General features: G+C 40.2%; 8 protein-coding genes, 1 other RNA gene, 2 pseudogenes and 1 other annotated feature. Of the genes and pseudogenes, 8 read left to right on the forward strand and 3 right to left on the reverse strand.

What is annotated here, in order from left to right; translation table 11 throughout:
• The first annotated feature begins 180 nt into the window (after window positions 1-180).
• From V7654_RS04185 to ssrA, 6 genes are all read left to right on the forward strand, one after another.
• Window positions 181-939 carry a polysaccharide deacetylase family protein gene (locus tag V7654_RS04185; protein WP_335428718.1) on the forward strand — a complete coding sequence of 253 codons (759 nt, stop codon included), beginning with the start codon at window positions 181-183 and terminating at the stop codon, window positions 937-939.
• A gap of 252 nt (window positions 940-1,191) precedes the next feature.
• Window positions 1,192-1,425 (forward strand): preprotein translocase subunit SecG, encoded by a 234-nt coding sequence (secG, locus tag V7654_RS04190; RefSeq protein WP_335428720.1) that lies wholly within the window; start codon window positions 1,192-1,194, stop codon window positions 1,423-1,425.
• A gap of 259 nt (window positions 1,426-1,684) precedes the next feature.
• Window positions 1,685-2,431 (forward strand): alpha/beta hydrolase, encoded by a 747-nt coding sequence (locus V7654_RS04195; protein ID WP_335428722.1) that lies wholly within the window; start codon window positions 1,685-1,687, stop codon window positions 2,429-2,431.
• 36 nt (window positions 2,432-2,467) lie between these two features.
• Window positions 2,468-4,849: a ribonuclease R gene (gene rnr, locus V7654_RS04200; RefSeq protein WP_335428724.1), complete on the forward strand. Its 2,382-nt coding sequence runs from the start codon at window positions 2,468-2,470 to the stop codon at window positions 4,847-4,849.
• A 157-nt stretch (window positions 4,850-5,006) separates the two neighbouring features.
• Entirely contained in the window at window positions 5,007-5,474 is a 468-nt protein-coding gene (gene smpB, locus V7654_RS04205) for an SsrA-binding protein SmpB (protein ID WP_079506883.1), read from the forward strand.
• Between the two features lie 158 nt (window positions 5,475-5,632).
• Window positions 5,633-5,968: a transfer-messenger RNA gene (gene ssrA / locus V7654_RS04210) on the forward strand.
• 461 nt (window positions 5,969-6,429) lie between these two features.
• On the opposite strand, the gene V7654_RS04215 is transcribed toward ssrA, so the two are convergent.
• On the reverse strand, window positions 6,430-6,837 hold the full coding sequence (locus tag V7654_RS04215) for an LAGLIDADG family homing endonuclease (RefSeq protein ID WP_335428726.1): 408 nt from the start codon (window positions 6,835-6,837) through the stop codon (window positions 6,430-6,432).
• A 267-nt stretch (window positions 6,838-7,104) separates the two neighbouring features.
• Window positions 7,105-10,190: pseudogene (gene ileS, locus V7654_RS04220) on the reverse strand (isoleucine--tRNA ligase).
• Between the two features lie 59 nt (window positions 10,191-10,249).
• Window positions 10,250-10,488, reverse strand: a binding site (T-box leader).
• Window positions 10,489-11,281: 793 nt separating this feature from the next.
• Here ileS and V7654_RS04225 point away from each other — a divergent pair.
• Both V7654_RS04225 and V7654_RS04230 read left to right on the forward strand, forming a co-directional pair.
• Entirely contained in the window at window positions 11,282-12,457 is a 1,176-nt protein-coding gene (locus tag V7654_RS04225; RefSeq protein ID WP_335428727.1) for a NupC/NupG family nucleoside CNT transporter, read from the forward strand.
• Window positions 12,458-12,673: 216 nt separating this feature from the next.
• Window positions 12,674-13,620, forward strand: a pseudogene (locus V7654_RS04230) (DUF3231 family protein).
• An 11-nt stretch (window positions 13,621-13,631) separates the two neighbouring features.
• Here V7654_RS04230 and V7654_RS04235 read toward each other — a convergent pair.
• Window positions 13,632-14,378 (reverse strand): YwaF family protein, encoded by a 747-nt coding sequence (locus V7654_RS04235; protein ID WP_335428728.1) that lies wholly within the window; start codon window positions 14,376-14,378, stop codon window positions 13,632-13,634.
• Window positions 14,379-14,553 lie beyond the last annotated feature (175 nt).

A 14,553-nucleotide genomic window follows, 5' to 3' on the forward strand; every position in this document is an offset into this window, starting at 1 on the left:
TACAATCAACAGGGTTTAAGAATCAATCGTCAGCTTTAACAGAGCAGATTCCGTTAACCAAAAAGACGATTTCTGACCGATTGCTCCAGGGTTAAATATATCCATTTGCATTTTCGTGACCAAAAACACACGGAAATGAGCAAAATATGTTATACCAACTAAAGATAGGAGCCAGTTGATATGAAAAAGAGATTACTTTTAGCTGGTATGATCATATTTTGCATATTAGGCGGGCAACCGAGGGTGGAAGCTGATTCAGGTACACCTTCTTCCGTGAAAAGAGACAAGTTCGAAAAGACAGGACATGTATTTTGGGATATTCCAGTTAATGAAAAGCTGGTGGCATTAACCTTTGATGATGGGCCTGATCCGAAATTCACCGGACAGATCCTTGATGCCCTCGCCAAATACAATGCGAAAGCAACTTTTTTCGTCATCGGTGAAGAAGCGGCAAGATATCCTGAGATCGTAAAGCGCGAGGCGAGGGAAGGTCATGAAGTGGCAAATCACACATATCGCCATCATTTCCGTGACGGACACTCACCGGCTTTGTTAAAAAGGGAATTGGAAAAAAGCGAGAAAGTCATCAAGGAATTGACTGGCTACCAACCTTCGCTGTTCCGCCCCATTGCCGGCTATTACGATAAAGAAATTGTCGATACAGCAGTTGCTGAAGGCTATAATGTGATTCTCTGGTCCTGGCACCAGGAAACAAGAGACTGGAGCAAGCCAGGTGCTAACAAGATCGTCGAAAATGTCATATCAGATACGAGGCCAGGAGATGTGATTATCTTCCATGATGCTGGCGGTGACAGGACCCAAACAGTTAAGGCTCTTGAGCAGATTCTTGAAATCCTGTATAAGAAAGGCTATAAATGCACAACAGTATCGGATTTGCTGTACAGATCAAACTCTTTCCTGCCAGCATCACTCCGTTAAACAGACATCTATTTGGAAACACAGCCCATGTGTTTCTTTTTTTGTTGGATAACAAAGTATAGGTTTCACTTCGAGAATTGTCCAGCTCCAGCGCTTGTCNNGCTACACATTTCGGTTTCGCTTGTCGGGGCTGACCAAGGCACTTGCGCTTTTCTTATAAAAATTCACAACTATTCGGACAAGTATTGTTTCATTCCTGAAAATGTGATAAATTTAAACTACTGTTAAGTAGGTTTTATCGGGAGGTACGTCATGCATATATTTTTAACTGTTCTTTTAGTGATTGTCAGCATCGGGCTGATCGGAGTCGTTCTGCTTCAATCAGGTAAGAGTGCAGGTCTATCCGGTGCAATTTCCGGCGGCGCTGAGCAATTGTTCGGAAAGCAAAAGGCAAGAGGACTTGACCTTGTCCTTCACCGCATCACTGTAGTTCTGTCCGTTCTATTCTTTGTACTAACTATTGCCGTTACTTATTTCAAGCTATAATACACAAATGACCCGGCTTCAATAGAGGCCGGGTTTTGTTGTGCTTAAACAAGCTGGATCAAAATGGCACTTTGCCGCATTAACGCACTGGGGGTCTGACCCCCGGCGCGTTAATGCGGCAAAGCGGGTTACATATTTCTCTTAATAATGGGTATTTACATATATAAAGGCTTTTTATTGGATTGTTAATTGGTGGTTTGTTAAAACTAAGGAAGATAATTTATCAATACTAAGATTCATAATATAGAGGGAGTGGAAAATGAGAAAGTTAGTGCCAAGACCTTTTACATTTAAAGCTGGAAAAAGAGCAGTGCTGTTGCTGCATGGGTTTACAGGTAATTCTGCAGATGTGCGGATGCTGGGAAGATTTCTGGAAGGCAAGGGATACACTTGCCACGCGCCAATTTTCAAAGGACACGGAGTACCACCTGAAGAGCTTATACATACTGGTCCTGAAGATTGGTGGCAGGATGCCATTGGCGGCTATGAATTCCTTAAGAAGGAAGGCTACGAAGAGATCGCCGTAGCAGGTTTATCATTGGGTGGGGTATTCTCACTAAAATTAGGTTATACAGTTCCTGTCATGGGAATTGTACCAATGTGTGCACCTATGTATATCAAAACAGAGGAAATCATGTATCACGGCGTACTTGAATATGCAAAAGAGTATAAGAGGATGGAAGGAAAACCGCCTGAGCAAATTGAGTCTGAAGTCGATGCCTTAAGAAACGGATCCATGGTTACTCTTAAAGCACTTCAGGGCTTGATCGCGGAAGTCAGGGATAATGTTGACATGATCTATGCGCCAACCTTTGTTGTTCAAGCACGCAATGACCATATGATTAATCCAGATAGTGCGAACATCATTTACAATGCGGTAGAATCTGATAATAAAAAACTTAAATGGTATGAGGAATCTGGACACGTGATTACGCTCGATAAAGAGCGTGACCAGCTCCACGAAGATGTTTATGCGTTTTTAGAAACGCTAAATTGGAAAGAATAAAAGGATAGAAACTTTAATAAAGGGAGGGATTTATAAATGGAAGAGAATATTAAAGGCCATATAGACAGGCTTTTGCATTATATGAAGGACGAGGCTTACAAGCCGCTTACCGTCCAGGAACTTGAAAGTGCATTTGGAATACAGGATTCTTCCACTTTCAAGGACTTTGTAAAAGCTCTTGTTGTCATGGAGGAAAAAGGACTGGTAGTCAGGACACGCAGCGACAGGTACGGTCTTCCTGAGAAGATGAACCTCGTTCGCGGCCGTTTGAGCGCACATGCCAAAGGTTTTGCGTTCGTCATTACTGAAGAAATTGGCATGGATGATGTGTTTATTCCGCCGAATGAAACAAACAACGCTATGAACGGGGATACAGTTCTCGTGCGAGTTTCTTCGGACAGCTCAGGCCAGCGCCGTGAAGGTACTGTTGTGCGCATTTTGGAAAGAGGCGTTTCCCAAATCGTCGGTACATACACCGAGAGCAAGCATTTCGGTTTTGTTCTTCCAGATGATAAGAAGTTTGCAAGCGATATTTTTATACCGAAGGAAGCAGGAATGGGTGCTGTGGAAGGGCATAAGGTCGTTGTAAAATTGACTGCCTATCCTGAGGGACGCAAGAGTGCCGAGGGCGAAGTCATCGCCATCCTTGGCCATAAAAATGACCCTGGAGTGGATATTCTTTCAGTTATCCATAAGCATGGCTTGCCGACTGAATTTCCAGAAGAAGTATTAAAACAAGCTATTGATGCTCCAGATCAAATCAATGAGAGCGAGATTGCCAACCGCCGTGACCTGCGTAATGAAGTGATTGTCACCATTGATGGTGCTGATGCGAAGGACTTGGATGATGCTGTCCAGGTGACAAGGCTTGAAAATGGCAACTATAAGCTTGGTGTCCATATTGCGGATGTTACTTATTATGTAACAGAGGATTCACCTATTGACCGTGAAGCAGAGGACCGCGCTACTAGTGTGTATTTAGTTGACCGGGTAATCCCAATGATTCCGCACCGCTTGTCGAATGGAATCTGTTCTTTGAATCCTAAAGTAGACCGCCTGACATTGTCATGTAATATGGAGATTTCACCAGATGGCCAAGTCGTTGACCATGAAATCTATCAGAGTGTCATTAAAACTACCGAGCGGATGACTTATTTCGATGTGAACCGAATCCTGGTCGATAAGGATGAGGAAACACGCTCACGCTACGATTCTCTTGTACCAATGTTTGAAATGATGGAAGAGCTCGCTGCGATCCTTCGTAAAAAGAGGATGGATAGAGGCGCTATCGACTTTGACTTCAAGGAATCGAAGGTACTCGTTGATGAAGAAGGCCATCCAACAGAAGTAGTCCTGCGTGAACGTTCTGTAGCCGAAAAATTGATAGAGGAATTCATGCTTGCAGCCAACGAAACAGTTGCTGAGCATTTCCACTGGCTTGATGTACCATTCATCTACCGTATCCACGAGGATCCGAAGGAAGATAAGCTAAGAAAGTTCTTCGATTTCATCACGAACTTTGGATATCTTGTCAGAGGATCTGCGAATGGAGTTCATCCTCGGGCGCTTCAGGAAATCATTGAAGAAGTCCAGGGGAAACCGGAGGAAATGGTGGTTTCCACAGTTATGCTTCGCTCTATGCAGCAGGCAAAATATTATCCTGAAAGCCTTGGTCACTTCGGCCTTTCAACTGAATTCTATACACATTTTACATCGCCAATCCGCCGTTACCCGGATTTAATTGTCCACCGGTTAATCAGGACTTACTTGATTGAGGGGAAATTGGATCAGGCAACGAAGGAAAAATGGAATGCGATGCTGCCTGATATTGCCGAGCATTCTTCAAACATGGAACGCCGCGCTGTTGAAGCTGAGCGTGAAACAGATGAGCTGAAGAAAGCGGAGTACATGGAGGACAAAGTTGGGACTGAATACGATGGTATTATCAGTTCGGTTACTAATTTTGGTATGTTTGTCGAGCTTCCGAACACGATTGAAGGTCTTGTACATGTTAGCTACATGACGGATGATTATTACCGTTATGAAGAGCGGCAGTTGGCAATGATCGGTGAACGGACGGGCAATGTTTTCCGCATCGGTGATGAAATCACAGTTCGTGTCATCAACGTCAATAAAGACGAGCGTTCAATCGACTTTGAAATTGTCGGCATGAAGGGCACTCCTCGCCGTGAACGCCCAGCTGCTCCAAAAATCTTTAAGACTGGCAGCAACCAGAAAAAACCACGCCATGGCAAAGAAGAAGAAGGAAAATCAAGAGGCGGCAGAGGAGCCGGCAGCGGCAGAAATGCTTCTGGCTCAGGCTCTGGTTCTGCTTCTGCTTCGAAACTAAAGAACAAAAAGAAAAAATTCTTTGAAAATGCCCCAGCCGCAAAACGAAAATCAAAAAAGAGAAAATAAGCAACTCTGAAAAGAGAGCTCCTGCTAAGGGGCTCTCTTCTATCCTGGCAGTATGTGCAGCTCCAGAGCTTGCCGAAGTGACCAAGGGTTCTTGCTTTTCATTGTGGGAGATGAGGATGTTTGCTAAAATGATAAGACATAGAAGGGGGAAGTTTTTATGCCAAAAGGTGAGGGAAAAGTAGTCGCTCAGAATAAAAAAGCGAACCATGACTATTTTATAGAAGAAACATATGAAGCCGGTGTCGTCCTGCAGGGTACAGAGATTAAATCAATCCGCAACGGACGTGTTCAGCTGAAGGATTCTTATGCTAAGGTACACAATGGTGAATTGTTTTTATACAACCTGCATATCAGTCCATATGAACAAGGAAACCGATATAACCATGATCCGTTAAGAACAAGAAAGTTGCTGCTCCACAAGCGCCAGATCAACCAGCTGATTGGTGAAACGAAGGAAGCAGGTTACGCGCTTGTGCCGTTGAAGATTTATTTGAAAAATGGCTTCGCAAAGGTTTTAATCGGTCTTGGTAAGGGTAAAAAGAACTATGACAAGCGTGAAACGCTTAAGAAGAAGGAAGCAGGCCGTGATATCGAGCGTGCATTCCGTGAACGCCAGAAAATGTAAGCTTGTCAGCTGAGGAAGAGTGTACCAGTTGAAATAAGCACTCAATATGGTATAATAATAAATGTCACCGCGAGTGACAATATAACTTATGCTCGGCTTTCCGAGTTCTCCTGACGTCTGTATCATTTGATACGGCAACCTTTTATATATGGGGACGTTACGGATTCGACAGGGGTAGTTTGAGCTTAGGTGGCGAGTCGAGGGGATCGGCCTCGTTAAAACGTCAACGCCTATAACTGGCAAACAAAACAACAACTTCGCTTTCGCAGCTTAATACTGCATAGCGGTTCGCCCCTCCATCGCCCATGTGGTAGGGTAGCGGACTCACTCTAAGTGGGCTACGCCGGATTCCACCGCCTGAGGATGAAGGAAGAGAACAATCAGGCTAGCTGGCCGGCCGCCTGTCGGTAGGCAAATGGACCAGCGAAGCGCCAATATGCCGACTACACTCGTAGAAGCTTAAGTGCCAATATCTTTGGACGTGGGTTCGATTAGTAATTAGTCGCCTTGCGTGGTAACACGTAAGTGATAATCCGGCTTTATCGGTGAAACCTAAGTCGTGAGTAGCGATAAGGCAATGCCGAGCGGTATGTGGAGCAATCCAACAGCCGTGTATCGACTTATAGGCTGCCAAATTGGCAGTACTAGGATGCGTTATCTGCCCGGGAGTTCGGGTAAAACTAAATAACGCATAATACGCCGGAGGACCTGCCAGCCAGGTTCAAGATATAGTCAGTGCCATGACGAAAGCATGGAATAGCACGTCCCACCGTCTCCACCAATACATATGTTGGTGGATTTTTATTTTTTTGGGACTTAAAGCATAAGTTTGCCAATTGACAGGCTTATGCTTTAAATTTATTTTTTTGTATAGACATACTAAGTACTTTATTTCAAATTTTATTACCGCCTATTCGTTTTCCGCTCTTATCTCAGTTTTCTCCTACTTTTTCAATTAAAGTTGAAAAAAATGTTCCTCAAAATGCTTTTTTGCCTCTAGCATTTCCAAGGTGTATTTGCCATTCCTTGGAGTGACTTGTTGAAACTCGTTAATAATCCAAATTGCTCTTTGCCTTTTCCGTTCGATTCTCAAATATGGATGAATATCTTTTAAAACGGCTAAGACACTTTCCTTCTTCTTTATGCTTAAGGTGTAGGAGTCTTTATGTTTATCGGGGCAATAATTCTTTTTATTATTTATGATGCCACCTATTAGGCTTTGTAAATAAACAAGTAATTCTTTGTCTGTAGAAGGAATTGTGATAGTAGGCCGACGGTGTTCCTTTTTGTGTATTCGAGTCAGGTTGATACTTCCCTCACCGTCTATAATTCCAGCGACATAGCTGGCTTCCCATTTTTCCATTCTTCCTCCACTCCTTAAAAATGGAACATGTGTTCTCGTGTAATTCCATTATACTACTTTTTATTAAAGAAGATAGATATACGCCTAAATCATAATTTACATGTGCAAAAAATAACTAATAGATCGCAACCTCTTTACTTAATCTACTTCATGGTTCCATATAATCAATCTCGGCACAAAAAATATTCAATGTTTGTAAAAAGAAGCACTGCCCGCAGTTTCAAAATACAACTGTAAGCAGTGCTTCTTTTTCACGTAAACTAATATCTAACCTAATGAAATTTTAATCAACTCATCTCCAAATTTTAGGTCAATTTGCTGTTCAGGGTTTTTTGGCGTTTCAAAGCTTATGTGGTGAACTAATACGTTTTCTTTAATTAGCTTTTCGAAATGTTTAATTTTTTCCTTACTATCATCTGTTGCTGAAATATGGATTGAGATATATTTTTCGATAGGTAAATTTAATTTTTTACGAGTATCTTGGATAGCTCTAATTAATTCTCTAACTTGACCTTCTTCTACTAGTTGAGGTGTGAGTGCTACATCTAAAATCACCTTTAGCTGTTCATCGCCGACCATCTCAAAACCTGAAGAAACCTCATATTCAACATGTATATGTTCCTTCTTTAATGTTACCAATTGCCTCTTAACATTTACTTTTAGTTCACCATTATCTAATAAGGACTTTTTGTCAGGATCCGGGATTTGGTTAACGTATTCCTTAACTGCGTTTACTAGTTTACCGAATGCGGCACCTGCAGTGTTAAAATTCAATTTAAATATAGTTGTTTGGTATGTGGATAATTCTTCTGTGTAAATAACATCTTTAACATTCAGCTCGTCTTTGATGATACTAGAATAGGGTTGTAAATCCTGTATTCCTTTACTACTAGATACAATAATTTGTTGCAAAGGCTGTTTAACCTTTAAGTTTTTTGCATTACGAATACTGCGGCCAAGTTCTACTATTTTGAGGATTGTTTTCATATCTGTTTCTAAATCCTGATTAATCAATGAATCATTCGCATTTGGGTAGTCTTGTAAATGAACACTTTTTTGAGTCAACCTCAAATGAATATCCTCGGCCACATACGGTACAAAAGGTGCTAACAAGCGACATAATGCAGTAAGTGTTTCGTATAGCGTTGAATAAGCTGCTCGTTTATCTTCTGAAAGCCCGGAAGCCCAGAAACGATTTCTTGATCGTCTTACATACCAATTACTTAATTCATCAACTAATGTTGCAATTTCACGTGTTGCTTGAGTGAATTGATACCTTTCCATGTGGCCATTAACAAGTGTAACGGTACTATGCAGGCGGGAAAGGATCCACTCATCCAAAATGGTTTTCGTGCCTCTTTGCTGACTATCGTACATAAAGTCATCTATCTTAGCGTACATAGCATAGAATTTATAGGTATTATCTAATGTGTCAATCAATTTTGATTTTGCATCCTGCACAATCCTTTTTGAAAAGCGTTTTGGATTCCAAGGTGAACTATCAACCAAGAATGCCCAGCGAAGTGCATCTGCACCGTATTCTCCGATCAGTTCTACAGGTTCAAGAGCATTTCCTTTGCTCTTAGACATTTTTTGACCATTTTCATCGAGTATGTGTCCTAATGATAAGACATTTTTATAAGATGGTTTTCCGGTGAAAAGGGTAGAAACTGCAAGCAAGCTGTAGAAAAATCCTCTAGTCTGATCAATTCCTTCAATCACTACATCTGCAGGAAATTGCGATTCAAATTTTTGATTATTACCGAAAGGATAGTGATACTGTGCGAATGGCATCGAACCACTGTCAAACCACACATCAATCACCTCGGGCGTTCGATGCATGGGCCCTTTGCATTTCGGACAGGAACACTGAACCTCATCAATATACGGTTTGTGTAACTCGATATCATTTGCTATTGGATTCGCCGCTATTTTTTGCAGTTCCTGGATGCTGCTAGGAGCTTCCTCATGATTGCAACTAGAACAAACCCAAACATTTAAAGGTGTACCCCAGTACCGGTTTCTACTTATATTCCAATCCATAAGATTTTCAAGAAAGTTACCAAAGCGTCCATCTTTAATATGCTCTGGATACCAATTAACAGTTGCGTTGTTTGCAAGCATTTTATCCTTTAAAAAGGACATCTTTATGAACCAGCTATCAGTTGCGTAGTATAATAATGGAGAATCGCATCTCCAACAATGCGGGTAGCTATGTTCATATTTTCCCTTATGAAAAAGTGTACCTTGTTCAGAGAGCATTTTAATAATGTCCACGTCACAATCCTTCACAAATCTTCCAGTCAGCTCTGTGATATCGCTTGTGTATCGGCCTTGCTGATCTACTACATTGATAAAGGATAAGCCATTCAGCTGAACCGTTTTGTAGTCATCTTCACCGTAAGCCGGGGCGATATGGACAAGACCAGTTCCGCTTTCTTCAGTGACGTAATCTGCTAATACTATATAATGTCCTTTCTCGACAGTTACATAATTAAAAGGCGGGGCATAACACACACCTTCAAATTCAGTACCATTATGTTCACTTAAAATAGTTACATGATCACCAAGAACTTTCCCTACTAAAGATTTTGCAACAATATAAACCTTATTTTCTTTCTGTGCACGAACATACGTTAAAGAAGGATTCACGGCAAGTGCAACATTGGCAGGCAAGGTCCAGGGTGTTGTTGTCCAGCCTAAGAAATATTCTTCATCTGCATCAAGACGTTTAAATTTCACGGTAGCCGATAAGTCTTTTACATCCTTGTACCCCTGTGCAACTTCATGAGAACTTAAAGTGGTTTGGCAGCTAGGGCAGTAGGGAGACACACGGTGACCTTTATACAATAGGCCATCATTGTGGACCTTGCTTAAAATGTTCCATACACTTTCGATATAATAATTACTTAACGTTAAATAAGGACTGTCCATATCTACCCAATAACCTAGTTCTTCGGTAAATGATCGCCATTTCTTCTCGTAGGTAAATACACTCTCCTTGCATTTGCTGATAAAAGGCTCCACACCATAGCGTTCAATTTCCTGTTTCCCTGAAATCCCGAGCTGTTTCTCAACACCAAGCTCGACAGGAAGTCCATGTGTATCCCAGCCGGCTTTTCTTTCAACCTGGAATCCCTTCATGGTCTTGTAACGTGCGACAACATCTTTAATTGTCCGCCCGAAGGCATGGCCTACATGGGGAAGACCATTTGCGGTTGGCGGTCTAAAACAAACGGTTCCTTGCCTTCCCTTAATTGTATAGATTGTTTAAATGTGTTTTCCTCTGTCCAATACTTACGGATCCGGTTCTCGCGCTGTACAACAGTTTCCTTACTCTCATCAGCCTTCATAGATATCGCTCCTATTTAACAATGATCTGTATAAAAACATACAAAAAACCCCGTCCCAAGTAAGGGACGGGGTTAACCGCGATACCACCCCTAATTCTATTGATCCGATCAATAGCACTTAGCAACGTACAATCATACGCGTTCCTTGTAACGGCGGACTCCCGTCCAAGCTTACTAAACATTCAGCCTGGCTTCTCAGAGAGGATTTTCACGTAACACTTGAACACTGACTTACACCAAAATGTCAGCTCTCTGTGGATCAAGAAGAAACGCTACTTTTTCTCATCAACGAATTTGTATGCTTTTATTGGAATTTATTGTAACAGAGTGAAAAAGGAGCTGTCAACATTTTCCTGTTTGTCTTTTTTCTGCTTCCTAGTTGAAAGTTTATGTTTAGCGTCACATTTCCCATACTATCGTTCTTCTATTTGCTAACCTGCAACTTTATATCTCTATTAGATTCTAACAAAAGTAAGTGAGGTTCGGTCTTTGTGTGAAATCCTCAATTGGCCATACCCTGGTTTCCTAATGTATTTTGCTTATTAATCGAATTTAAGACTCGCTTGATAGAGGCAAGAGCCTCTTTTAAGCGAGTTATTTTTTTGGAAAATAAAACTTGTTAAGTAATTTTAGCAAAGTGCCTTTAATAACAGCTAAATGAACCTTTGTTACATGGTGGATATAAAAGTGTAATTTAAAATTGTATTTCTTTACAAATGCTCTATCTTTATTTTACAAAATTTCTATATTTTTTAAAAAATATTGATTTTTCAACAAAGAAAAAAATTTTAGGGTGATAATTCATATATTGGTAAAAAATGAGTTTTATTTTTGTTCAAATTTGTCTTAACAATTGTTCAAAAGGTGTGTTATATTTATAGTGCAATAATGATTGAGAAAATGAAAGCGTTAACGATTTTGTGAATAGAGAGGAAGGATTCATAGCCCTTTTATATATCAATTTCGATTTTGCCCCTAATTCATATCCTTATTTAATTGATGTAAGCCTTTTCGGAACAAATTTTAATATTTAGCAAAGAATAGAGGATGGGTAACAATTCTCTAATAACCGCTTATGGAGGGAAAATAATATGTCAATCTTAATCGGAATAGTAGGAATCCTTGCACTTATAGGTATTGCTTGGCTCATGTCTAACGATAAGAAAAACATAAACTATCGCGCAGCTGGAATCATGCTAGCTGTTCAGTTTTTTATAGCATGGTTTATGCTTAACACTGCAATCGGTAAAAAGGTTTTGCAAGCAATAGTCGATGTTTTTAACAAGGTTCTTTCTTTCGGCAACGAGGGTATCGCATTCGTATTCGGTGATTTGTCAACAAAAGGTTACTTCTTTATCAACGTACTAATGATGATTATTTTCGTATCTGCCTTACTTTCAATTTTAACTTATACAAGAATTTTACCATTAGCAATTAAATACATTGGCGGTGCAGTGGCCAAAGTTACTGGCCTTCCAAAGGTTGAATCATTCGTGGCAGTAAACTCAATGGTGTTCGGGGATACAACAGCTATCCTGTCGGTTAAATCATATTTGCACAAGCTTTCTCCAAACCGCTTGTTTATCGTTGTTACTTCATCACTTGTTGCTGTTTCATGCTCGATCTTAGGTGCTTACATGCAAATGGTTCCTGCAGAGTTTGTACTGGTAGCATTGCCGATTAACGTATTCTCCGGGTTGATACTTTCTTCAATCGTTAGTCCTGTAACGAAAGAAGAAGATGAGGATATTGACATCGAAGAAATGATTCCAGAAAAGTCTTTATTCGAAGCAATTGGTAACGGTGCTTTAATCGGTGGAAAAACAGCTTTAATCGTAGGCGCGATGTTAATCACTTACATTGCATTGCTTGCGATGCTGAACTTTATTCTTGAAAAATTAGTAGGAATGACGTTCCAGGAAATTGTTGGATATGTGTTTGCTCCAGTCGCTTTCATGATGGGTATCCCTTCATCTGAAATAGTTAGAGCAGGTTCAGTAATGGGAACAAAAGTTGCTGCTAATGAATTCGTTGCAATGATGGACTTCATGAAAATGATTCCTAAAATGGATCACAAAACAGTAGGGATCGTTTCATCATTCTTGATTTCATTCGCTAACTTCTCTTCTATTGGAATTATCTTAGGAACTGTACAAGCTATCAATGGTGAAAAAGCAAGTCAGTTAGCTAAGGTTGGATTAAAGGTATTGTTAGTTGCTACAATGGGATCCGTCTTAACTGGAACGATTGTAGGGTTATTCCTGTAAAAAACTAAATAGATTGCATAAAATCCTCTTTCTCAATTGCGATGAAAGGGGATTTTTTTATCTATTCAAAAACACAAAGATGTAATGCCAGGTGATTTGAATAATCCATTCCATTTAGAACAACCTAATAAGTAATATAGCGAGGAGTTTGAAGCAAGGGATAAGAATAAAATCAAACTGACCAGTGCGGAAATTGCTTCTTTATGGTCTACCTATATACAGAATACGGCAACAAGGTGTTTTTATAAGCATTTCCTCCAGGGCCTTGATGATCCTGAAATAAAACCGATTGTTCAAGAGGCATTATCGCTATCTGAAGAGTTTGTTTTAAATATCAAAGAGATTTTTGAAGCAGAGAATTTCCCTTTACCTAAAGACTTCTCTGATGATGATAACAATTTTTCTGCCCCTGCGCTGTATACTGATTTATTTGCATTAAGCTTTGTTTACAGGGGCGGTCAAATGATCATGGTGTATTATGCCGATGCTTTGTCAAAAGTAGGCAGGCAAGATATTGTGGAATTATACAGTGTTTGTTTGACGAAAACTGTAAGTCTCTATAAAAAATCTCTCAACGCCATGCTGGAAAAAGGAATTTATGACAGACCTCCTAAAATGGAATATCCTCAACAGGCTAGTATCATAAAGCAAGAGCCATCCCTTATCGGAAATTGGTTTGGCGATAGCAGGCCGCTTAATGCAATCGAACTCTCGAAATTATTTTTTGCTATCGAAAGAAATGGTATTGGTCTTGTATTGATTATGGGGCTCCTGCAGGCTTCAAAGGATCAGGAGATAAAGGAATTTCTTTTCAAGGGTAAAAAACTTTCGCAAAAACAGATTGATCAATTCAATAAGTTCCTGAAAATGAATGATGGAATGGAAATTCATCCTGTGACAATGGAGGTAACAAACTCAACTGTATCCCCGTTTTCTGAGAGGCTGATGCTGTTTCTGCTTCCAATCAGATTGGCATACAGGCAATGGCAACAGCTCTATCTGTTTCCATGAGGTCAGATTTAGCTGTTAAATATGCTAAATTCATTGCGGAAATTATAACATTTGCAGATGAAGGCAGGGACCTCTTGATAAAACGGGGATGGCTGGAGCAGCCGCCATTATCATCTGATCGGAATAAATTGTATAACCAAACGAATCTATAAGATAAAAAGCATTACTTCTCTTCCTGAAGTAATGCTTTTTGATTATTTTTCTTATTCATCACCCAGAAAGGAAGATACAAAATCGAAAAGGTCAAAAGTGTAATGAGTTCCAGTGAAAAAATATACCATGGCCATGGTCCTAAATAATCAATCAGTGATGGATTAACGGGTTTTTCAGAAATGTACATATAGTTACCTTCAATCAGGAAGTTCACAATAAAGATGATTATTGTGTACCCATTTAAACATAAAAAAGCCCTCCAAAGGGAACGCCCCGTTGGCTTGAAACCTGCTACGAATACCATGAACAGATTTGCTATAACAGTCCCTCCATGGGATACGAAAAAGTGAATATATCTGTAATGGGGAAAGGTATAAAGGCTAATATCCGGAGTGATCATGGCCTGCAGAGCACTGCCGACACCTGCAAAGTATGTTACTTCAAATAGTCGATAATTTCTCGTTAAAAGTAATATGGCTGAAAGGATTAGCGATATGCTGCTTAGATGCAATGGCAGGGAATATTGATATGCCCAGTGTCCACTCCACCAGAGCCAGACTTGCAGGCTTATCTCGGAAATGATCAAGATTAGGAATAACGCAATGCGAGCTGATCGATTAGCATACTCCTTTCTTAATGTTTTGCGGAACAAGAACATCATTACAATCACAACTACAAAAGCACCTAATGTTAATAGATGCTGTACTGAAAATAGCTGAAAGACATTTTCCGTACCAGGTTCAAAGTATGATTTCATTGCCTGTTCACCAATCCTAATTTTTCACTGTTTTCCCTTACTCTAACATATTCAAAAACTGTAGTGAATTGAAAATGAGTATAATTTCCAGTTCTACATTAAATCTAATTTATTGCTAATAAATGAGCTGTTTTCTCGGATCTCCTCTCATAACAACCCGCCAGCCATTTTTCTC

The sequence above is a fragment of the Bacillus sp. JJ1609 genome (assembly GCF_036967045.1).
Lineage (GTDB): Bacteria > Bacillota > Bacilli > Bacillales > Cytobacillaceae > Mesobacillus.